Source organism: Phocaeicola oris (assembly GCF_021295095.1).
Taxonomy (GTDB): Bacteria; Bacteroidota; Bacteroidia; order Bacteroidales; family Bacteroidaceae; genus Phocaeicola; species Phocaeicola oris.
The window spans coordinates 213084-235132 of the sequence record NZ_JAJLQX010000001.1; the positions used below are offsets into that span (position 1 = coordinate 213084).

At 36.1% G+C, this 22049-nt stretch carries 17 protein-coding genes; 13 read left to right on the top strand and 4 right to left on the bottom strand.

The window, feature by feature from the left end:
• Positions 1-16 precede the first annotated feature (16 nt).
• From LO761_RS00975 to cysN, 12 genes are all read left to right on the top strand, one after another.
• Complete coding sequence (locus LO761_RS00975; protein WP_272816466.1) at positions 17-334, top strand: hypothetical protein; 318 nt, start codon at positions 17-19, stop codon at positions 332-334.
• Between the two features lie 90 nt (positions 335-424).
• Complete coding sequence (gene guaB, locus LO761_RS00980) at positions 425-1903, top strand: IMP dehydrogenase (protein WP_272816467.1); 1479 nt, start codon at positions 425-427, stop codon at positions 1901-1903.
• A gap of 7 nt (positions 1904-1910) precedes the next feature.
• Positions 1911-3257 carry a peptidylprolyl isomerase gene (locus tag LO761_RS00985; RefSeq protein WP_272816468.1) on the top strand — a complete coding sequence of 449 codons (1347 nt, stop codon included), beginning with the start codon at positions 1911-1913 and terminating at the stop codon, positions 3255-3257.
• A 99-nt stretch (positions 3258-3356) separates the two neighbouring features.
• Entirely contained in the window at positions 3357-4730 is a 1374-nt protein-coding gene (locus LO761_RS00990) for a peptidylprolyl isomerase (protein WP_272816469.1), read from the top strand.
• Positions 4727-6481, top strand: coding sequence for an OstA-like protein (locus LO761_RS00995; RefSeq protein WP_272816470.1), 1755 nt, complete (start codon positions 4727-4729; stop codon positions 6479-6481). The genes LO761_RS00990 and LO761_RS00995 overlap by 4 nt, the downstream gene beginning before the upstream one ends.
• Positions 6482-6521: 40 nt before the next feature.
• A complete protein-coding gene (locus LO761_RS01000) occupies positions 6522-6815 on the top strand; it encodes a hypothetical protein (RefSeq protein WP_272816471.1) in 294 nt (97 codons plus the stop codon).
• Between the two features lie 11 nt (positions 6816-6826).
• Complete coding sequence (gene mutL / locus LO761_RS01005) at positions 6827-8653, top strand: DNA mismatch repair endonuclease MutL (protein ID WP_272816472.1); 1827 nt, start codon at positions 6827-6829, stop codon at positions 8651-8653.
• A 2-nt stretch (positions 8654-8655) separates the two neighbouring features.
• A complete protein-coding gene (cysQ, locus tag LO761_RS01010; protein ID WP_407951530.1) occupies positions 8656-9465 on the top strand; it encodes a 3'(2'),5'-bisphosphate nucleotidase CysQ in 810 nt (269 codons plus the stop codon).
• A gap of 12 nt (positions 9466-9477) precedes the next feature.
• A complete protein-coding gene (locus tag LO761_RS01015) occupies positions 9478-11019 on the top strand; it encodes an SLC13 family permease (RefSeq protein WP_407951529.1) in 1542 nt (513 codons plus the stop codon).
• 5 nt (positions 11020-11024) lie between these two features.
• Positions 11025-11624, top strand: coding sequence for an adenylyl-sulfate kinase (gene cysC, locus LO761_RS01020; protein ID WP_272816475.1), 600 nt, complete (start codon positions 11025-11027; stop codon positions 11622-11624).
• A complete protein-coding gene (gene cysD / locus LO761_RS01025) occupies positions 11621-12532 on the top strand; it encodes a sulfate adenylyltransferase subunit CysD (protein WP_272816476.1) in 912 nt (303 codons plus the stop codon). Before cysC ends, cysD begins: the two co-directional genes overlap by 4 nt.
• Positions 12532-13971, top strand: a complete 1440-nt coding sequence (cysN, locus tag LO761_RS01030) for a sulfate adenylyltransferase subunit CysN (RefSeq protein ID WP_272816477.1) — start codon at positions 12532-12534, stop codon at positions 13969-13971. Before cysD ends, cysN begins: the two co-directional genes overlap by 1 nt.
• Positions 13972-14000: 29 nt before the next feature.
• On the opposite strand, the gene LO761_RS01035 is transcribed toward cysN, so the two are convergent.
• From LO761_RS01035 to LO761_RS01045, 3 genes are read right to left on the bottom strand one after another with little or no spacing between them, the layout of a single operon-like run.
• On the bottom strand, positions 14001-14723 hold the full coding sequence (locus tag LO761_RS01035) for an AbgT family transporter (RefSeq protein WP_272816478.1): 723 nt from the start codon (positions 14721-14723) through the stop codon (positions 14001-14003).
• Positions 14713-15438, bottom strand: coding sequence for a DUF5932 domain-containing protein (locus LO761_RS01040; RefSeq protein ID WP_272816479.1), 726 nt, complete (start codon positions 15436-15438; stop codon positions 14713-14715). The genes LO761_RS01035 and LO761_RS01040 overlap by 11 nt, the downstream gene beginning before the upstream one ends.
• Positions 15439-15440: 2 nt before the next feature.
• On the bottom strand, positions 15441-19883 hold the full coding sequence (locus tag LO761_RS01045) for a DUF5113 domain-containing protein (protein WP_272816480.1): 4443 nt from the start codon (positions 19881-19883) through the stop codon (positions 15441-15443).
• Between the two features lie 580 nt (positions 19884-20463).
• On the opposite strand from LO761_RS01045, the gene LO761_RS01050 reads away from it, so the two are divergent.
• The gene (locus LO761_RS01050) at positions 20464-20844 is read left to right on the top strand and encodes a desulfoferrodoxin family protein (protein ID WP_272816481.1); all 381 of its coding nucleotides are present in this window, start codon (positions 20464-20466) and stop codon (positions 20842-20844) included.
• 240 nt (positions 20845-21084) lie between these two features.
• Here the strand turns inward: LO761_RS01050 and LO761_RS01055 are convergent, their stop codons facing one another.
• A complete protein-coding gene (locus tag LO761_RS01055) occupies positions 21085-21573 on the bottom strand; it encodes a ferritin (protein WP_272816482.1) in 489 nt (162 codons plus the stop codon).
• Positions 21574-22049 lie beyond the last annotated feature (476 nt).

The following is a 22049-nucleotide window of genomic DNA, read 5'->3' on the forward strand; positions in this document are numbered from 1 at the left end:
TAATAAAGATGGAGATATGAAAAAGTTATTGTACTTATTTACTATTTGTAGTATGTTGTTGGTTAGTAGCTGTGGAACAATTGACAATATGAGTAATGCCATGTTTAAAGTGAAGAAAGGAATGACAACAGAGGAAGTATCAAGAGTATTGGGTAAACCGGATTATAGGCGGTTCAATGAAGATATGGAGGAGTGGCAGTATGAGAGAATTCCTTGGATAGGTTATACTAAAATCTTTATAGTTGGTTTTTGTGACGGCAAAGTGGTTAACTTTAATTCTTTTCGCGAGCCTAACACACCGGAAAATAAAGTGAATGTAGAGGTAAATAACTGAATAATTTCTTTAAAAAATGAGATAACACTTCGTGTTTTCTGGAGAATTGCCTATATTTGCACGCAATAAAATTCTAAATATATCTTATATATGTCATCATTTATTGCAGATAAAGTTATTATGGATGGATTGACGTTTGATGACGTCCTTCTGGTTCCCTCTTATTCAAGTGTATTGCCTCGCGATGTTGTTCTTGCCACCCAGTTCTCCCGTCACATTAAATTAAATATTCCTTTTGTTACGGCAGCCATGGATACCGTAACTGAATCCCAAATGGCTATTGCCATTGCTCGTGAGGGTGGTATAGGAGTTATTCATAAGAATATGCCAATTGCAGAGCAGGCTCGTCAGGTAGCCATCGTAAAACGAGCAGAGAACGGGATGATATATGATCCGGTTACTATTAAGCGTGGTTCGACTGTAAAAGACGCGCTTGATTTGATGTGTGATTATCATATTGGCGGTATTCCTGTGGTTGATGAAGAAAGACATTTGGTGGGGATTGTTACCAATCGTGACCTTCGGTTTGAGGTTCACATGGATAAGAAGATAGATGATGTCATGACAAAAGATCATTTGGTAACTACTCATCAGCAAGCTGATTTAGCTTCAGCAGCAAAGATTCTTCAGGAGAACAAGATTGAGAAGCTGCCGGTAATTGATAAGGAAAATCATTTGGTGGGACTTATTACCTATAAAGATATTACAAAAGCAAAGGATAAACCTATGTCTTGTAAAGACGAAAAAGGTCGTTTGCGTGTAGCTGCCGGTGTGGGAGTTACGGTTGACACTCTTGATCGTATGCAGGCTTTGGTTTCTGCCGGAGCTGATGCTATTGTTATTGATACAGCACACGGACATTCGGAATCTGTTATTCAAAAGCTGCGTGAGGCAAAAATATCATTTCCTAATGTAGATATCGTAGTAGGTAATGTGGCAACAGGTGAGGCGGCGAGGATGTTAGTTGAGAATGGAGCTGATTCCGTTAAGGTTGGCATAGGTCCGGGGTCTATTTGTACAACACGTATTGTGGCCGGTGTCGGTGTTCCTCAGTTGAGTGCCGTATACGATGTGGCTTGTGCTTTGAAGAGTACAGATGTTCCATTGATTGCAGATGGTGGCTTGCGTTATTCCGGTGATGTTGTTAAAGCATTAGCAGCAGGAGGATATAGTGTTATGATTGGCTCGTTAGTTGCCGGAACAGAGGAAAGTCCGGGTGAGACAATTATCTTTAACGGACGAAAGTTTAAGAGCTATCGTGGAATGGGCAGCTTGGAAGCTATGGAAAACGGATCTAAGGATCGTTATTTTCAAGCTGGAACAAAAGAAGTGAAGAAGTTGGTTCCGGAAGGTATTGCCGGTCGCGTGCCATTTAAAGGAACAGTTCAAGAGGTTATTTATCAGTTGGTGGGCGGTCTTCGCTCAGGCATGGGGTATTGTGGAGCAAGAGACATTATGGAGTTGCATAATGCTAAGTTTACTCGTATCACCAATGCCGGTGTTTTGGAGAGCCATCCGCATGATATTACAATTACCAGTGAGGCACCTAATTATAGTCGTCCGGAATAATTTTATTATGCCCCTTGTTGGTGTAATAGGACTTCTTTTTGTGCATACTGCCAATATGTATGCTCAAAAAGAAGTTGTCTTTTCTATCGGAGATAAGATGCTGATAGACAGAACAGAGTTTAACTATCAGCTGTCGAAATCAGGTAAGCAGGAAAAAGATTTTAAAAATATTTATATTGACTATAAGCTTAAAGTATGTGAAGCGGAAGCTCAAGGTTTGGATACAACAGAGGAATTTAAGTCTCAGTATTCATATTATACAAGTCAGATATTAAAACCGTATTTTCAAGATCAGCAGCGGCTTATTTTCGAGGAACAACGTATCTCTTCTCGTGAACAAAATCGATTAAACTTGTCAGAATGGGTTAAAATAGCCCATATTAGTGTTGATATTCCTCAGTTTGCTGACGCAAAGTTAGCGTATCGGGCAAGGACATGGATGGATTCTATTTATTCGGCTGTTAAAAGTGGTTCTGATTTTATCTCGTTCATAAAGAAATTTGGGCCTGTCTATACGCTGATGCCGGAGAAACTACATGTCACACTTTCAGAACTTCAATGGATGCCAGCCAACAGAAATCTCAAAGAATGGATGGAAAATTTGGTCACGCTGGAGAAAGGGAAAGTGTCGGTTCCTTTTGCGTCCCCTAAGGGTATGCATCTGATTAAGCTCATTGATCGTCGGTCAGATATTCCTTTATCAATGATAAAACCTTTGGCAGATCAGTATCTGGAAAGTTTAGGAAGTAATAATCCTACTATCGATAAAGATAACATGTTGATTTGGAATAAGGGTGGTCTTGTTTTATTGGAGCAGAAGTATCCGGAATTGAAACTTCAGTTACAAGATGTCCATGATGGGCTGTTAGTCATGGCTTTTGATAAGCAATATGTTGATAAGACTCTTCCTGACGATGCTATTTTGGAAAGATATTATGCGCAGCATAAAAATAACTGGAAGGTGCCTTGTTTTAAAGGTGCAGTTATTCATGCCAAGAATAAAAAAATAGCGAAAACGATTAAGAAATATTTGAAATCGCAACCAATTGATGAATGGAAGACAGCTTATGAACGATTGGTTTCCAATGGTGAAGAGAAGGATATGTTGGCTCAAGTGGAGATAGGGATTTTCCAAATAGGTAAAAACGCGGCTATTGATAAGAAGGTTTTTAAACAAGGAACTTATCAACCTGATGTTGATTATCCGATTACTTTGGTGATAGGAAAGAAGATGAAAAACGGTCCTGAAGATTTTAAGGATGTCAAAGAGCAGGTTACTCATAATTTTCTGTCGGAATATGAAGAACAATTATTAAAACACTTGAGAGAAAAATATCATGTTGAAAGAAATTGAGAGGATTTAAAATCCGTTAATAATAGCGGAAGTATATAAATTTACTATATCTTCGTACATTAATAGCTTTTTAGAATGATTGAATACATAAATAATTGTATGAATAAGAAATTTTGTTTGTTTTTGCTGATAATGTTAGCTCCTATATTTGCTTTTGCTCAGGATAATGTCGTTGACGAGGTGGTATGGGTTGTTGGCGATGAAGCAATTCTGAAATCAGATGTAGAGAACGAGCGTTTAAATGCTCAGTATGAAGGAAGAAAGATAGATGGAGATCCGTATTGTGTTATTCCTGAACAATTAGCTATTCGTAAGTTGTACTTACATCAAGCAGAGTTGGATAGTGTTATAGTTTCCGATCAAGATGTCCTTAGCATGGTAGAACGTAAAACTAACTGGTATATTGATCAGATTGGCTCTAAAGAGAAGATGGAAGAGTACTTTAACAAGACTACAACACAGATTAGAGAGATGCTTCGTGAGAATGAACGTGAAGAACAGACTGTTCAAAAAATGCAGCAACAACTTGTTGGTGAGATAAAGATTGTTCCTGCCGAGGTTCGTAGATATTTTAAGGATCTTCCATCCGATAGTATTCCTTATATTCCTACTCAAGTGGAAGTCCAGGTTATTGTTTTAGAACCAAAGATTCCACAGTCGGAAATTGAGCGTGTTAAAAAAACATTACGTGATTATACACAGAAAATCACTTCAGGGGAGATGCCTTTCTCAGTATTGGCTCGTCTTTATTCAGAAGATGAGGCATCGGCTCGTCGTGGGGGGGAATTAGGATTTATGAGTAAAGGAGAGTTAGTTCCTGAATACGCGAATGTTGCATTTAACTTGCAAGACCCTAATAAAGTATCAAAAATAGTAGAATCAGAATTCGGATTTCATATTATTCAGTTGATAGAAAAACGTGGAGACAGAATAAATACTCGTCATATTCTTTTGAAACCGAAAGTTGATGAAAAGGATATAGAGGCGTCAACATTGAAACTTGATTCTATAGCAAAGGAGATTCGTAATGATAAGTTTTCTTTTGATGAAGCTGCATTCTATATTTCCCAAGACAAGGATACGAAGAATAATCATGGCTTGATGGCTAATACAATGACAGGAACTTCTCGTTTTGAAATGGATCAATTGGCACAACGTTCACAGGAGATTGCAAAGGTAGTAGATAAGATGCATGTCGGAGAGATTTCGGAACCATTTATAATGACGAATACGAAAGGACGTGAGGTTTGTGCAATAGTCAAGCTAAAGAGCCGTATAGATGGTCATAAGGCTACAATGACGGAAGATTATCAGCGGTTAAAACAGATAGTAATGGCTAAACGAAGCAATGAAATTCTGGATAAATGGATACGTGATAAACAAAAGAAGACATACGTCAGAATAAATGATAAATGGCATAATTGTGATTTTAAATATCCTGGATGGGTACATACAGAAGATAGTAAGTTGTGAGTAAAAGAAATTATAAATTATATGACGGGCATAGGGTACTACTTGTAAGTTTTCTATGCCTGTTTGCTCTTTGTATTTTAGCTCAGGTCAATCAAATAAGACCTGCAAAGCAAGCTAAACAGGCGAAGAGCAAAGTTTATCTGCTTCATTCAGACGTAATCAAGAAGAGCATGGATAATCCGGATCCGAATGCTCAGATATTGATAGGAAATGTAGAATTCCGTCACGATAGCGTGTATATGTATTGTGATAGTGCTTGTTTCTATCAGGAGTCGAATTCTTTTGAAGCCTATGATAATGTGAAGATGGAACAGGGAGATACACTTTTCCTGTATGGAGATTATCTTTTTTATGATGGAAATACAAAAATTGCGCAGGTCCGCAACCATGTTAAAATGGAAAACAAGACGACCACACTTCTTACTGATAGTTTGAATTATGACCGTGTGATGAATTTGGGATACTATTTTGATGGTGGTATCTTGATGGATGAAGAGAATGTATTGACATCTGATTGGGGAGAATATAATCCGTCAACAAAACAGGCTGTTTTTAACTATAATGTGAGATTGGAAAATAAGAAGTTTACCTTGACAGCAGATACATTGCATTATAATACAGAAACAAAAATAACAAATATCGTAGGACCAACGAATATTGTTAGTGATAAAGATTATATTTATTCAGAACGAGGTTCATATAATACTTCAACCGGCCAGGCTATCCTTCTTGATCGTTCGAAGATTATTAATGAAGGCGGAAAGCAAATGACAGGTGACAGCTTGTTTTATGATAGAGAGAAGGCTTATGGTGAGGCATTTAATAATATCATTTATAACGATACTGTGAATAAGAATCAATTGACAGGTAATTACGGCTTTTATAATGATTCTACAAAATTTGCGTATGTTACGGATTATGCCCAATTGATAGATTATTCTCAGGGTGACAGTTTATTCTTACATGCTGACACTTTACAAATGTATACATTTAACCTGAATACTGATTCTATATATCGTGAAGCTAGAGCTTACTTTAAAGTACGCTTCTTTCGGAATGATGTACAGGGTGTTTGTGATTCTTTAGTGTTTTCTTCAAAAGATAGTTGCCTAACTATGTATCGTGAACCTGTTCTTTGGCATGAGAACCAGCAATTGTTGGGAGAAAAAATTTATATTTATATGAATGATAGTACTATTGATTGGGCGAATATTCATAATCAGGCTCTTTCTATGGAACAGTTGGATTCTGTTAAGTATAATCAGGTAAGCGGAAAAGATATCAACGCATATTTTATCAATGGTGAGATGCGTCAGGTTGATGTAATCGGATCGGTTAGAGTTATTTATTATTATCAGGATAAAGATAGTACATATTTGGGCATGGATGTATCTGAGACAAGTACATTAAATCTTTATTTACAGAATAGAAAGATGAAAAAGATAAAGATGTACCCTAAACCGACAGGAACGTTCTATCCTATGGGAATGATTCCGGATAATAAGCGGAAACTGGATAGTTTTGCGTGGTTTGATTATCTTCGTCCTAGGGATAAAAGAGATATAATGGTTTGGAGATATCGTTTAGCAGGACAAGGTTTGAAGAAGACAAAGCATTCGCCAGCCCCTATACCAAATCAGAATTTATTTAAGAGAGAAGAAAAAAGCAAGAAAGACGTTAATAAAGAAAATAAAAACGTTGTTATGCAAAGTATCGATATACCATTGGATAGTGTCAAAGTGGATAACTGAAATAAGAATAAAACTAATGATAAAATAATAAACTATGGGTATGGGATTCTTTAACATGGATAAGCCCCGTCCTTATCATCATGAATATATTTATTATGATGAACGGAAGGAAAAACTGAAGGAAATAGAGGAACGTGCGAAACGTGAACTTGGTATGCTTCCTCCAAAGGAATTTAAACCGGAGGATATTCGCGGTAAATTTGTTGAAGGAACAAAATATCTGAAGCGTCGTAAAGAAAGTGGAAGGAAGCCATCGTACGCAATGCTTATTATTGGAATTTTGGTATTATCTTATATCTTGTATTACTTGGTTACAGGTAATATTACGTTTTAAAACAACTGACAATGAGTGATGTAATTCGTGTACTTCCTGATTCTGTTGCCAACCAAATTGCCGCAGGTGAAGTTATACAGCGTCCTGCTTCTGTAATAAAAGAATTAATGGAAAATTCCATTGATGCCGGAGCAATGCATATTGATGTGGTGATAACTGATGCGGGTAAGACGTCTATTCAAGTGATAGATGATGGTAAAGGAATGTCTGATACCGATGCACGAATCGCTTTTGAACGGCATGCGACATCTAAAATTCGTCAGGCTTCTGATCTGTTTGCTTTACATACAATGGGATTTCGCGGAGAAGCTTTAGCTTCTATAGCAGCAGTTGCGCAAGTGGAACTTCGTACAAGAACAGCAGATGAAGAATTGGGTACAAGCATTCAGATTTCCGGATCTAAGTTTGAGAGCCAAGAAGCTATAGCTTGTCCGAAAGGCAGTAACTTTATAATCAAGAATTTGTTTTTTAATATTCCTGCCAGACGAAAATTCTTGAAATCAAATCATACAGAACTTAATAATATTCTTGTTGAATTTGAGCGTGTAGTATTAGTTAACCCGACTGTATCTTTTACACTTTATCATAATGATATTGAACTTTATAATCTTCCAGCATCTTCATTGCGCCAACGAATTATAGGTGTGTTTGGAAAAAAAATGGATCAGGATTTGTTAGATCTGAAATTGGATACCACCATGGTAAAGCTATCTGGTTATGTGGGGCGTCCGGAATCATCTCGAAAGAGAGGTGTCAGGCAATATTTCTTTGTAAATGGACGTTACATGCGTCATCCTTATTTTAATAAAGCTGTGATGAGTGCGTATGAAAAATTGCTTCCGGCAGATGAGGAAGTTCCTTATTTTATATATTTTAATGTAGATCCAGCTAATATTGACGTTAATATCCATCCAACTAAAACGGAAATAAAATTTGAAAACGAACCAGCTATCTGGCAAATTCTATCTGCAGTAGTAAAGGAAACGTTAGGAAAGTTTAATGAAGTTCCTTCTATAGATTTTGATACGGAGGATATGCCGGATATTCCTGTTTACGAACCATCGAAATTAGAAGGGGTAAAACCTCCAAAGGTATCTATTGACCCTTCATATAATCCTTTTAGAGATAATAGTTACGCCCAACAACAGAAAAATTTGAATCGTTGGCAGGAATTGTATAAGGGATTAGAGGGACAAAATGACCTTATGCCGGAAACTAATTATTCAGGAAAAGAAGAAGAGCCTACTTTATATGACGACCAAAATGTCTTACAGACGGGAACTGTTCATTATCAATATAAGGGACAATATATACTTACATCTGTTAAGTCGGGCTTAATGATTATAGATCAGCAGCGAGCTCATATCAGGATATTGTATGATCAATATATCAGGCAGATAAAGACTCAAAAGGGGAATTCACAAGGATTACTTTTTCCTGAGATGGTGCAATTTCCAATATCTGATTTACCAATTGTGCAAGAAGAGATGTCGGATTTGGAATATTTGGGGTTTGAACTTGCGGATTTGGGTAACGGAAGTTATTCTATTAATGGAGTACCTGTTAATATTGACGGCTTAAATCCTGCTACACTTTTGCAGAATATGATTCAAACGGCAAAAGATAAAAGTGGAAAAGTTAAAGAGTCAATTCAAAGTACATTAGCATTATCTTTAGCTAAAGCTGCGTCTATCGTTCCCGGACAGGTGCTTTCTAATGAGGAAATGAATAATTTGGTAGAACAATTATTATCTCTTTCAACTCCTAATTATACTCCTGACGGTAAAACAGTATTATATGTTTTAAGAGATGATGAACTGAATAAATATTTTAAGTAATGATTTTAAACGATTATATTTTTCAAGTTATTGATATTGCGTTAAAAGCAGGGAAGGAAGTAATGTCGATATATGAAAGCCCTAATTCTGACTTTGAGATAGAGATAAAAGTCGATAATTCCCCTTTGACTGTTGCTGATAAGAAGTCGAATGAAATTATTACAAACTTTTTAAAAACGACAGATTTTCCTATTTTAAGTGAAGAAGCTAATCTTCCTTCCTATGAAGTACGTAAACAATGGAAAATATTTTGGATTGTTGATCCTCTAGATGGAACAAAAGAATTTATAAAAAGGAATGGTGAGTTTACTATAAATATAGCTTTAGCTAAAGATGGTATTCCTATTATGGGGGTTATTTATGTTCCGGTCAAACAAACACTATATTGGGGAATAAAGGGAGAGGGAGCTTATAAAATAGAAAATATAAAAGATGTAGAGAATATTACATATCAGAATTTAAAGCGAAAAGCTTTAGTTCTTCCGGGGGCTCGACATGCTGATTCTTATGTAGTTGTTGCTTCAAGATCTCATCTTTCGACAGAGACTCAGAGATATATAGACGAAATAAAAAAGATTCATCCAAATCTGGAAATAGATTCTGTTGGAAGCTCTATTAAAATTTGTTGGGTTGCAGAAGGAAAGGCAGATATTTATCCTCGTTTTGCTCCAACAATGGAGTGGGATACTGCAGCCGGTCATGCAATTGCTATTGCTGCTGGAGCTGATATATACCATGCTGACAGTAATAATCCTATTACTTATAATAAGGAAGACTTGCATAATCCATGGTTTATTGTGAAACGAAATTAAGTTGAAAAAAGAATGGCGAGTATGATCATAGTGTTAGTTGGTCTTATCTTGATGGTTATTGCACTAATCAGGGATAAAATGCGACCTGGTATGATTCTTTTTTCCGTTGTTGTTTTATTTCTCTGTTGCGGAATTCTTACGCCAAAGGAGGCATTAGAAGGTTTTAGTAATAAAGGGATGATAACGGTTGCTCTTCTTTTTCTAATAAGTGAAGGTGTTAGACAATCAGGAATTCTTTCCCAGTTCATAAAACGTGTATTCCCTCAAAAGAAGACTTCAATATGGAGAACACAGATTCGTTTGTTTCCAATAATCTCTTTTATTTCTGCTTTTTTAAATAATACGCCGGTTGTAGTAATTTTTGCACCAGCTATTAAACGTTGGGCTCAGAGCATGAAAACTCCAGTAACTAAATTTCTTATGCCTCTTTCTTATGCGACGATCTTAGGAGGTATGTGTACATTAATAGGAACCTCGACAAATTTGGTTGTTGACGGAATGATTATTGATGCAGGGTATAAAGGTTTCACTATGTTTGAATTAGGAAAAGTAGGTATATTTGTCGCTTTAGGTGGTATTATTTATATGTTGTTATTTTCTAATAAGTTATTGCCGACGGAAAGAAGAGATTCCATCAATGAAATTGAAAATAATCTTTCTATTCATACGATTGAGGCAGTTATCGGCCCTCGTTTTCCGGGAATTAACAAGAAAGTCGGAACCTTTAATTTCTTTCGTCATTATGGAGCACAACTGAAAGAAATTAAACGAAATGGAGAAAGCTTTATATCCAATATGGACAATCAGTTGTTTTGTGAAGGAGATACTTTAGTTCTTTGGGCCGATGAATCGTTTGTAAAAACTTGGGGAGATTCTTCTGGCTTTGTAATGTTGGCAGATGGAAAAGCAGAACTTCATTTTGGTAAGAAGAAAAAATATTTTGCATTGATTCTTTTGATTTTTATGATAGTTGGAGCTACGGTGGGTGAAACAACATTTGTTCGTAATGCTTTTCCTTCAGTAGAATTTGATATGTTCTTTTTTGCTTGTATAACCACCATTATAATGATATGGACTAAAATGGTTCCACCAAGGAAATATACAAAATATATTACTTGGGATATTCTGATAACGATAGCATGTGCTTTTGCTATTAGTAAAGCCATGGTAAATTCTGGTTTGGCAAGCTTTATGGCAAAATACATTATTTCTATGAGTCATGAATTAAGTCCGCGGGTATTATTAGCTATTTTATTTATTATGACGAATCTTTTTACAGAGCTAATTACCAACAATGCTGCAGCTGCTTTATCTTTTCCTATAGCTATTTCTTTATCTAATCAGTTAGAGGTAAACCCTGTACCTTTTTTTGTTATAATTTGTATTGCTTCTTCTGCTAGCTTTTCAACTCCAATTGGTTATCAAACTAACTTAATTGTACAAGGTATTGGCAATTATAAATTTGTTGATTTTGTAAAATTTGGGTTGCCTTTAAATATACTGACATTTATAATTACAATAACGTTAGTTCCTCTTATTTGGCCTTTAAATTGATGTTTATGAAAGGAAATATATTTCCTATGGTTAATAAAATGATATCACGTACGGATAAAGAGAAGCTCTTACATCAGCATGGGCTTGTAATATGGTTTACTGGATTGAGTGGATCAGGGAAGAGTACATTGGCTATAGCTTTGGAAAAAGAATTGCATCAAAGAAATTTTCTTTGCAGACTTCTGGATGGGGATAATATCCGGTCAGGTATTAATAAGAATCTTGGATTTTCTGAAGAAGATAGAATGGAGAATATCCGTCGTATAGCCGAGATAGGGAAATTATTTGTAGAAACAGGGATAATAACTATTGCAGCATTGATTACTCCGACGAATAAATTACGTACATTGGCTTCAAATATTATTGGTAAAAAAGATTTCTTTGAGGTATATGTTTCTACTCCTTTAATTGTTTGTGAGCAACGTGATATAAAAGGATTATATGCTAAGGCAAGAAGGGAAGAAATTAAAAATTTTACAGGAATCTCAGCTCCTTTTGAACAACCAACACAAGCTTCATCAGTCATTGATACATCGAACAAAAGTATAGATGAATGTATCAATGAGGTATTATCGAATGTATTACCTATAATTGTAAATAAATGAAAGAAATGTGTCGGTTAACTCATTTGCAGGAACTTGAGGCTGAATCTATATATATTATGCGGGAAGTAGCTTCAGAGTTTGAGAATCCGGTGATGTTATATAGTATTGGCAAAGACTCCTCTGTAATGGTACGTCTAGCCGAAAAAGCTTTCTACCCGGGAAAAGTTCCTTTCCCTTTAATGCATATTGACACCAAGTGGAAGTTTAAAGAAATGATAAAATTCCGTGATGAATATGCAAAAAAATATAGCTGGGATTTGATTGTTGAAACTAATGAAGAAGCTTATAAAGCGGGGATAGGACCTTTTACTCATGGTAGTAAGATACACACCGATTTAATGAAGACAAAAGCTTTAATAGATGCTTTACAGAAGCATCACTTTGATGCTGCATTTGGTGGTGCCAGAAGGGATGAGGAAAAGTCTCGCGCAAAAGAACGGATTTTTTCTTTTCGCGATCAATTTCAACAATGGGATCCTAAGAATCAACGTCCTGAGTTATGGGATCTTTTCAATACTCGCATTCATAAAGGTGAAAGTATACGCGTTTTCCCTTTAAGTAATTGGACTGAACTTGATATTTGGCAGTATATTCGTTTGGAAAAGATACCCATTGTTCCGTTATATTTCGCAAGAGAACGTCCAGTGGTGGAAATCGATGGTCAACTGATTATGCCGGATGATGATAGACTTCCGGAGATATATAAAGGTAGAATAAAAACAAAGAAAATACGATTCCGTACATTGGGTTGCTGGCCTCTTACCGGTGCTATAGAAAGTGAGGCTGATACCATCGAAAAAATTGTAGAAGAAATGATGGTAACAACTAAAAGTGAACGGACTACTCGTGTAATTGATTTTGATCAAGATGCCAGTATGGAACAAAAGAAAAGAGAAGGATACTTTTAATGATTGATGAAAAACAAAAAATAGAGGATTTTTTAGATACAGATGAGAAGAAAGATCAATTACGGATTCTTACTGCCGGGTCAGTTGACGATGGAAAGTCAACGCTAATAGGTCGTTTGCTATTTGATAGCAAGAAAATATACGATGATCAATTCAAAGAATTGGTTAGAGACAGCAAACGGTTGGGTAATGCAGGGAATGATAATATTGATTTCGCATTATTGCTTGACGGCTTAAAAGCAGAAAGAGAGGAAGGAATAACGATTGATGTTGCATATAGATTTTTCTCTACAAATAGAAGAAAGTTTATTATTGCAGATACTCCGGGACATGAACAATATACTCGCAACATGATAACAGGTGGATCAACAGCAAATCTTGCGATAATTTTGGTAGATGCGAGGAATGGTGTGAATATTCAAACTAAAAGACATTTATTCTTACTGTCAATCTTAGGCATTAAGCATGTTATTATAGCTGTCAATAAAATGGATCTTATGCAGTATGATAAAGACTGCTTTGATCATATCGTCTTCAATTGCAAACATTTTATAGAGCTATTACATATAACAGATTTGAATTGCATTCCTTTATCTGCATTAAAAGGTGATAATGTAGTTTATGTATCTTCAAATATGCCGTGGTATAGAGGTAAAAGCCTGCTAAATTTATTAGAGACAATCTCCATTGAGGACGAACACAATTGGAATGATTTTCGTTTCCCTGTGCAATATGTGTTGCGCCCAAATATGAATTTTAGAGGTTATTGCGGAAAGGTCGTTTCAGGAATTATCCATAAAGGAGATGAGATCTTAATTTTGCCTTCCCAAAAACATACTTATGTAAAGTCGATTGTTACATACGACGGAAATTTAGATGATGCTTTTCCTTCTCAATCGGTTACATTAACGTTGGCTGATGAGCTTGACATATCACGAGGAGATATGCTTGTAAAGCCTGATAATATACCGACTATAGATAGAAGCTTTGAGGCAATATTAGTCTGGATGGATGAAGAACCGTTGAATTTTGGGAAACTGTTCTTTATAAAGCATACAACAAATATGTCTCGCGTTCGAATTAATAGAATTCAATATAAGATTGATGTTAATACAATGACTCATCAGGATAAAGATGCTGGAAGTATGTGTCTAAACCAAATAGCTCGTGTTACTTTTATCTCATCAAAACCTTTGTTCTTTGACCCTTATAACAGAAACAGATCTACCGGCTCTTTTATAATCATAGATCCGATAACGAATAAAACTTCTGCTGTTGGGATGATTATTGGAAGTGTGCCTACGACTGAAATTATTCATTCTTCAGCGATGCCAACTCTTAACTTAATGGAGTTGGGTATTCCGGAAGAACAGAAGGGGATAGTGGATAAAATTGTTAAAGAGCTTGGAAGACAAGGTATTTCTGTTATGGTTGAATAGCATTGACTTATATCAGTATAAGTCAATGCTTATTTTGCCTTCTTCACTTTACGGAAAAGAATCCATATCAACGGGAGGTAACAGCATAAATTGAAAGTAGCAGTTATAGCTTGTTGGCTTATACCAACGCTGGAAACTAAGCCGGTATACTCCAGACAAGTAAAGAATTGTACCACAAAGAATAACACAACAAAATAGTCGGAGCAACGAACAAACAAATAACTCATGCCGTAAACCACGTCTTTATCATTCCGCATTTGTCCGGATGCCATTCCATATACCATGCCGACAAGTCCGATTCCAAGTGAGATAATATAATAAATACCCTGACTGAAAGGAGAATAACTCAGCGTGCCCATTACATTCCGCAGTAATGTCCATGGAGCTATGGTGATAGAGAAGATAATTAGCGTATAAATAATAAAAGTTAGAAGCGATAGAATTAAAGCTCGGCGTTCCTTTAAGGTAAGTATTTTCCGGCGAATGATGAAATTCCAAAGACTTCGGGTCAGTCCTCCATAAACGGCGACGCCACTTCCGATAAATAAAATCATTATAATGCCTAATGCAGGTGTATCAACGTACTGCCTTAACGAGTTGCGGAGTATCCAACGAAGATCTTCCGGGCTCAAAAGACTTTGCACATTGCTCATCCCATAGGAGTTACCTATCCATGAGTAAAGTGCCAGTATAAGCGTTAACACAAAGAAAATGCTCGCCATGTGGAAAGAAGGATGTCGACTATTCTTCATCTGATTCTAAATTATCTATATCTAAAATATGAAGTTGAAATGCTCTGGTGGTCAAACGAGTTGCATTGACTCCGTTACGCTCATCTTCAGGAAACAGGCGGTTTACCAAATCGTTCTGACGTTTCTCGATAGATTTCACTCCGAATGGCATACCTTTCAGGTTGGCAATCATTTCTTTCGTATAGCCCAATGCCAGATGACGGAGTAATCGCTCATCGTATTCATCAATGTCGTACTCGATGATGGCTTCCTGACATCGTTGCTCTTGAATAACTGATGCTTTGAATCGAGCAACAATTTTTTCCAGAATAGGTTCGTTGAAAACCATACGCTTGCCTTCCATCACTGCTTCTACATCAATGGCAGTCAATAGTTCACCTGTTTTAAGAATAATACCATCGGCACCGGCATCGAGCACATCTACCCAAAGTTTCTCATTTAAAATCTCACCTGTAAAAATAAGTACTTTAATCTCCGGACAATTCTTCTTCAATTGCGTGCAGATGTCTACCCCAACTGTAGTTGAACCGCCTAATCCCAAGTCGAGCAATACCAGGTCCGGCGTCTGAATCTTCATCTGTTCCCAGAATTCATTTTCGGTCATTGCCGTACCGACAATTTCGGCAGTAGGAATCTCATTGCGGAAAATTTCTTCCGTCCCTTTCAATTCCAACTTAGCATCTTCAACGATAATAACTTTAAAATGTTTTTTCATATTTATTGCAATTTATTTCTTTTTGGCGAAACAGGGATGGTGAACCATACAGTAAAACCTTTCGGATGAGCAGATTGCGCATTAATTCGGCAACCTCTGTGTCCTGTATATTCATCATGTTCTCGTATTACTTGTTTACAAATTAAATATTCTGTTCCGGTTAGTATACCTTCGCCTTCTTGATGGATATGTGAAAGGTGAGGATTGAACAATTGATTCAATTCTTCTTGTGTCTTTTCGCGGCGGGGATCGGTAAAGTCAAATCGAACAAAGTCTTTTTCCTTATATATATGTAGGCTGAGTGTACCATCATTTTCATAGTTAATGGCTTCATTGATAAGATTCTCCAGTAAAAATTTTAATTCAGCTTCATCCCCCGACATCCGCACGTCTTCAGCATCTGTTTGCATACCAAGATGAAATGTAAGTCTCTTTGCTTTCTTCTTCATATAATTTGAAGCATATTCTGCTAAAGACTTAGCTTTTACATTCTCTCGACGGAAAGTAATGTCTTCCAACTGTTTGGCAGCACACGAGCTTAAAATGGTAAATATATCTTTGTAATAACTGATAAGGTCGGAAACAGTCTCCACTTCCTTCATTTCATCCTCTATGCTCTGCTTTGTAAGTAGTTTTTCAATGATTTGTTTAATCTTATTTGGATAGTAGATTGTTTCATGTTTGATAGTCGACAAGCAATTGTCCAATACCATATTCTGAACATGTAACTGATTTTCCTCATGAATAGCACGATTAGTTTCATCTAAAGCACTTTCTATATCTTGATATTTTTTAGAGATCCGTACAATGGCATTATAAGCTATGATGGCCATATAGTTTGCTACAAGTTCCACCATTAACTGGTCGTCTTTGCGTTCATTATCATACGTGTATTGTATAGCGATTACCCCAATACAATGGTTTTCACCACCGGCTTCTACCCATAACGGCAAGCATTTCAATTGGTTACCTTCAGTCCAGTATGTTGTTTTATCCTCATAACAACGCGCCATCATAATAGTCATTTCATCCGGTTCTTTTTTCTTTTTTACTTCTTTTTCAGGAATAAAAGCAGAGTATGACGTATTATTCTCTTCATCGACTATTGATAATCCTATCCGGTCATAAGTTATTAATTCGTTCATACCTTCGGAAACGGTATTAAGTAATTGGTTGACAATGGCATTAACCGGAACCTCCTTTTGTGAATCTGTAGCAAGTGAAGGCATCTTAAACAATTGTTTATTAATTTCTAAAACTTGTTGCAAATCGTATCTGTATGTCAGTCGATGATGAAAATTAAGAATGTAATATGTAATGAAGAAGACAATCAATAGAATAATAGAGACAATAATGGCTATAGTCTTGGTATTCGCTGAAAGTTGCATCTTTTTACAATAGAAATCTAATGAAGAATCCTTACTGGTTTGCTTATAAATAAAGACATAAGCATTATTGTTATAACGATAATTATCAAAATCCTTTAAAGCAAGAAAAGCAACTGCTGCTTCGTTTCGTATGTCGAGTAAGATATAATAATCGGTCATGAAATGATTATTGTACCAAGTCTGTTCCGCCGTGCTTCCTGTTCCTCGCAACAAAGCTAAAGGATGCGTCTTCTTACTATACTTTTGGTAATGTTTGTTTAAATAATACAATGCCGTATCGGCATTTGCTATAGCTCCGTCATAATCACGATGAACATTGCAGTTGTATGTTCTATTGGCGAAAAAGTCAGCTTGATTCAATAGCGGATCATTATATTGAATTGAATCTTGTGCAGTCATCACTTGGATAGATTGATCTTTCTGCTCATTATCACATGATGTCGTAAAAGTTGACAGAAAGATGAGCAGTATCATAGTCAGTTTCATCATGCCTTTTGGCAAACGGAAGAAGAAACGGCTTCCTTCGCCCAACTTACTTTCTATATCGAAAGTACAGACTTGAAACAGGCTATTGGTCTTTTTGTATTTTTCAATAATGCCTTTACAATTCATTAAGCCAAAGCCATGACCTTTATTCATCTGAAGGTCTACAATATTACTACTGGTTTGTATACCAATCTTTTTTGAATTGTAAACTTTCTCATTTAAAATGTGATTTCGATCTTCATCCGATAAGCCGGGACCGTTGTCTTTAACTGAAATTTCAACATAATCGTTTGTTTCTTCAGCATAGACATCCACTTCTCCACCTGCAGGCGTATATTTCCGCGCATTATCCATCAAGGTATTAATCATAAAGAGCGTTAATGCCTTATCTGCTTTTGCGATGGTAGTAGTGGGAGAGATATTTAGCTTTTGTTTTTTCACTTCGAAAGACTTACGGTTCTTTGCGACAATATCAAACAGTGAATTAATTTCAAAATTTTGAATGTTCAAACTCAGCGTTCCTTGACGCATCTTGATCCAAAGTGCTAAGATATCATTATACTCATTAATATTTGCAACGAGTTCGTTTATATAACTATATTTCTCTTGCTTAATTTTTTCATTATGAATGTAATCCCAATTAATGAGCTTATGAACTTCATTATTGATACGATCAATGTACGGCATGATACCTGTTACGATAAACAGACATGCTTTCTTGATAATATTTTGCTTCTTGTTTTCTATTAGGTGCTGTTCATGAATGTATTGTTCACTTTCCAACATTTTTTGTTCGTCACCAAGAGAGATAAAAGTGAGTCCGTTTTCTATAGTCCATGCTATGTAAGGAGTAATAACATTCATCAAGGTTTTATGGTCTTTCTTTAATTCATCCTTGGTGTAGAGGTGGACTTCTCCAATAGTTTTATTAGTTGATGAAGCTGTTAATAAGAACTTGTTGCATAGTAGATTATTAATTCTTTCTTCATCCGATGCTCCATCGATTATGTATATCTTTAAAGCCTTTCCATCAACTAATTTAAGAATATCATCTTTCACCGTTTCTTCGATGGCATTCGTTATATCCAAAACGTTTTCTGCATCTACAGGGACACAGGCTGTAATACTCTGACAGATTTCTAATGTCTTCTTTAAGTTCTCTGTGGAGACCGCATTCTTGATTCGCCAATTTCTATTCAAAAAGACAAGCAGGATGATAAGGATAACAATTCCCGCAGCAACAATACTCACAATAAGGTTCAGTTGGCTTGATTCTTTTTGCAAAGCCTGATACCGGCTTTCTAATTCTTTATCCTGACGGGTATAGTTTAACAGGTCTAAGTAAATATTTCTGTTATAATCGGACTCTTGTTTCATGCCTAACGCGGAATAAGTTACGCTGAGCTGCTCGCGTAATCGTGTAATCCATTCATGAACAGTTTTAATTCCATGACTATTCCATTCTAACTCCTTTGATTTTGTAGAGTTTGGAATGAAAGGGAAGAGTTGATCAGTGGAATCTTTGCAATGATAATACAGTTCATGATGCCGATTGACATAATTCAAAGCCTCTGTTAAATTAATAAGCGCATCTTGATATTTGCCTAATGCATTGCAACATGACGCGAGTGTACGATATGATCCTGAAATCTGGTACATATCCCCATATTTCTTGAATTTTTGAAGAGCCTCGTTTGCCATAGAGATAATCAGTGAATCCCAAGGCAAATCGTTTGTATTCAGCATGCGCATCATGTTTGGATGCTTCACCATTAGCAAATCATAGTTTTTTTTATCCATGAACAATTCGGCAAATGCTTGCAGACTGTTCGCTTCAAAATAGCTGTAGCCATTATTGTGAGCAATGTTATAACAATTAAACAGATAATTGAATTCACCAAGCGTAATATCTTCCGGAGTATCACCGCCTAACATTCCACCGGATCCTCGCATATAATAATAGTATAGCAGTTCGGATGTGTCATTCTTTAATATATAATCTTCTTTAATCAGATTAATTTCATCAAGGGACTGTTCTTCTTGTTGCAAATAATAGTAGTATACACCGGATGTGATATGAAATTCCGTACATGCATATTTGAAACGTTTCCATTCTTTAGGATCCGAAATAGAAATGGAATCTTCCTGAATACGTTTCATTCTCAGCATGGCACTGTTTCTATAATCGTAGAACTCTTTATTCATGGAGATGCGTTGATAAATCTTCATCAGTCCGATATCTGCGATAAGAAGTTCCAACTGGTTATCTGTATTATTATAAACGTCCTTAAATTGTTTCTCTGCATTATCAAAATCCATTCGCATGAAAGTGCAGAAACCAATATTGTTTAAGGCTTCAGCGTGCTCCGACGGTAAATCTTTTGATAATTTAAAGGCTGCATTTGCGGCAATTGCCGACTTATTCAAGTCAATATAATGAAAATGATAGGCAAGTCGGTTTAGTGAGTCTACTTCTTTCAGCATAGATTGGTTTTTCCCTTTCACGCAAGAGAAAGAGATACACGTAAGAATGCCGGCAGCTATCCAAAGAAGTATTATGTGTTTCCTCATTGTCCTTTTACACATCCATATTATATGACGCTTATGAGTAAAGCGGTTGGTCTTGATAATACACAAAGATAGCGTATTTGTCTGTATTCTTAGCGAAGATGAGAATAATTTTCAAACAAAGTTTCGGTGCTTTGACTATAAAATAAGGAGAGTTTGGCTAATGGATGTTTTTTAAAAGGATATCCATCTTTTTGGAAGTCCATTATATACAATTAATTTTAACTATATTATTAGTATGTTATATATTATATTCTTATTGATCCTTTTAATATACGTTCTTCAATCTTATTTTTCGGTATTTGCTCGCAAATGCATTTTGCCACGGCGTTTAGGATTCCTTCTCGGAAAGTCTTTTTTCAGGTGGCAGATTTGATTCTATAAAAATATAAATAAAATCTGTTGTGGATACGAACGAATTTTCTGATATTTGCATTAGAAAGTAAATCAAATACAGACAATTATGACAACAATTCCTATAACGAAAGGCTTATAAAGAGAAAGCTGAAAATGTAACGGAGGACAATAAGCAAAAGCGACATGTTTTAAATAATTGATAAAACCCTATTAAATTAATAAGCTAATGACTATTAAATTCTACAAATGCCGTCATTGCGGCAACGTAATTACCAAACTCGTGGACAGTACAGTACCTGTAGTTTGTTGTGGTGAGAAAATGACTGAACTTGTGCCTAATACCAGCGATGGAGCTGGCGAGAAGCACGTTCCTGTTATCAGTGTAAATGGTAATGTAGTAGATATAACAATCTCTACAGTACAGCATCCTTCAGTCCCTGAACATTTCATTCAGTTCATCGTACTTGAGACTTCAAACGGCTTTCAGATTAGGAACTTATCTGCCGGCGATACGCCTAAAGCATCTTTCGTGATCAAAGAAGATGAGAAAGTAGTTGCAGCTTACGAATACTGCAATCTTCATGGACTCTGGAAAAGCGAACTTTAATCATTGCAATGCCTATAAAGCGCGTGTGTCAACTATGTGAACAGGTCCTCTTTACGGAGTTCTAAGAACGATTTTGCTTCCCGACCGGATTGGTCGGGAAGCTTTACATTTGTGTCTTATATTGGAACATTATGAACACAGCTGTATTCTAAATTGTAACGAAAAAGCTTTAATCAGTTCTCCTGTTATTATTTATGTCAAGAATATTATTGCTGTGTGGCATGGCAACAGTTATGCGGTTTACTCTCTCGTTCCGAGTTCCTTGTCAATCATGTAAAGACCAACCTTGTCACCTTCCATGAACGAGAGTTTCTCGATGATTACCTGAACGCTTTTTTCTTCTTCAATTTGCTCGTCAATGAACCATGCAAGCATGTTTTGCGCTGCATAATCATTGTCTTTTGAAGCAATATCTACAAGATTATTGATCATTTCAGTAACCTTAATTTCGTGCTTGAGAGTATCTTTGAAAGCATCGAGAACAGAATTCCATTCTGCCGGCACTGACGCAATAGGATCAAGGATTGCTCTTTCATTCTGTGAACGGAGATAACTTATGAATTTCATTGCGTGTCCTTGTTCCTCCGCAAACTGTTTTGTGAACCAGTTGGATGCTCCTACGAAACCTTTTGTATAAGCATATTGAGCCATGCTGAGATAAAGGTATGCCGACCACATTTCGGCATTGATTTGGGCATTGATAGCCTTTAAAAGTTTGTTGCTAATCATAATTCTATAATTTTAAATTGTTTTCTTATACAAAAGTCTGAAATTTTTCTATATTGTACAACAATTTTCCTCTATGTTTGTATAGATTCAAATCTATGAATAAAACTTCGCGTGTTAAATCGGGGAGTTCCTGTTTCTTTGCAATTGCTTTTACCGATTAATTCTACTAAGAGGGCTATGTGGAAGCCTGCGAAGGAGTAATACGGTCTTATAACATGTTTAAACAGTGTTTTCCCTTTTTTGTAAGGTTTATTGAAAATGTCATAAAGAAATTGGCAAAAGTGATGCGTATGATTCATTTGTTTCACCTATGTGATTCACTTGTTTCACTTCTGTGAGACGATTGTTTCACCTATGTGATTCACTTGTTTCACTTCTGTGAAACGAAAAAATCTTCTGATGAATACAGCAACTTATATGGTTCACTATCTTTGTTCTTTCGTATCATTTTCCATGTTTCTACGTATCGTATCGAT

Bases quoted from the DNA above. Each gene is read 5' to 3' on its own strand.
- cysD (WP_272816476.1), top strand. From the start codon at position 11,621: ATGAAAGAAATGTGTCGGTTAACTCATTTGCAGGAACTTGAGGCTGAA.
- cysN (WP_272816477.1), top strand. From the start codon at position 12,532: ATGATTGATGAAAAACAAAAAATAGAGGATTTTTTAGATACAGATGAG.
- LO761_RS01045 (WP_272816480.1), bottom strand. From the start codon at position 19,883: ATGAGGAAACACATAATACTTCTTTGGATAGCTGCCGGCATTCTTACG.
- LO761_RS01055 (WP_272816482.1), bottom strand. From the start codon at position 21,573: ATGATTAGCAACAAACTTTTAAAGGCTATCAATGCCCAAATCAATGCC.
- LO761_RS01050 (WP_272816481.1), top strand. From the start codon at position 20,464: ATGACTATTAAATTCTACAAATGCCGTCATTGCGGCAACGTAATTACC.
- LO761_RS01000 (WP_272816471.1), top strand. From the start codon at position 6,522: ATGGGATTCTTTAACATGGATAAGCCCCGTCCTTATCATCATGAATAT.
- LO761_RS00975 (WP_272816466.1), top strand. From the start codon at position 17: ATGAAAAAGTTATTGTACTTATTTACTATTTGTAGTATGTTGTTGGTT.
- LO761_RS01015 (WP_407951529.1), top strand. From the start codon at position 9,478: ATGGCGAGTATGATCATAGTGTTAGTTGGTCTTATCTTGATGGTTATT.
- LO761_RS00990 (WP_272816469.1), top strand. From the start codon at position 3,357: ATGAATAAGAAATTTTGTTTGTTTTTGCTGATAATGTTAGCTCCTATA.
- mutL (WP_272816472.1), top strand. From the start codon at position 6,827: ATGAGTGATGTAATTCGTGTACTTCCTGATTCTGTTGCCAACCAAATT.
- guaB (WP_272816467.1), top strand. From the start codon at position 425: ATGTCATCATTTATTGCAGATAAAGTTATTATGGATGGATTGACGTTT.
- cysC (WP_272816475.1), top strand. From the start codon at position 11,025: ATGAAAGGAAATATATTTCCTATGGTTAATAAAATGATATCACGTACG.
- LO761_RS00985 (WP_272816468.1), top strand. From the start codon at position 1,911: ATGCCCCTTGTTGGTGTAATAGGACTTCTTTTTGTGCATACTGCCAAT.
- LO761_RS01035 (WP_272816478.1), bottom strand. From the start codon at position 14,723: ATGAAGAATAGTCGACATCCTTCTTTCCACATGGCGAGCATTTTCTTT.
- LO761_RS01040 (WP_272816479.1), bottom strand. From the start codon at position 15,438: ATGAAAAAACATTTTAAAGTTATTATCGTTGAAGATGCTAAGTTGGAA.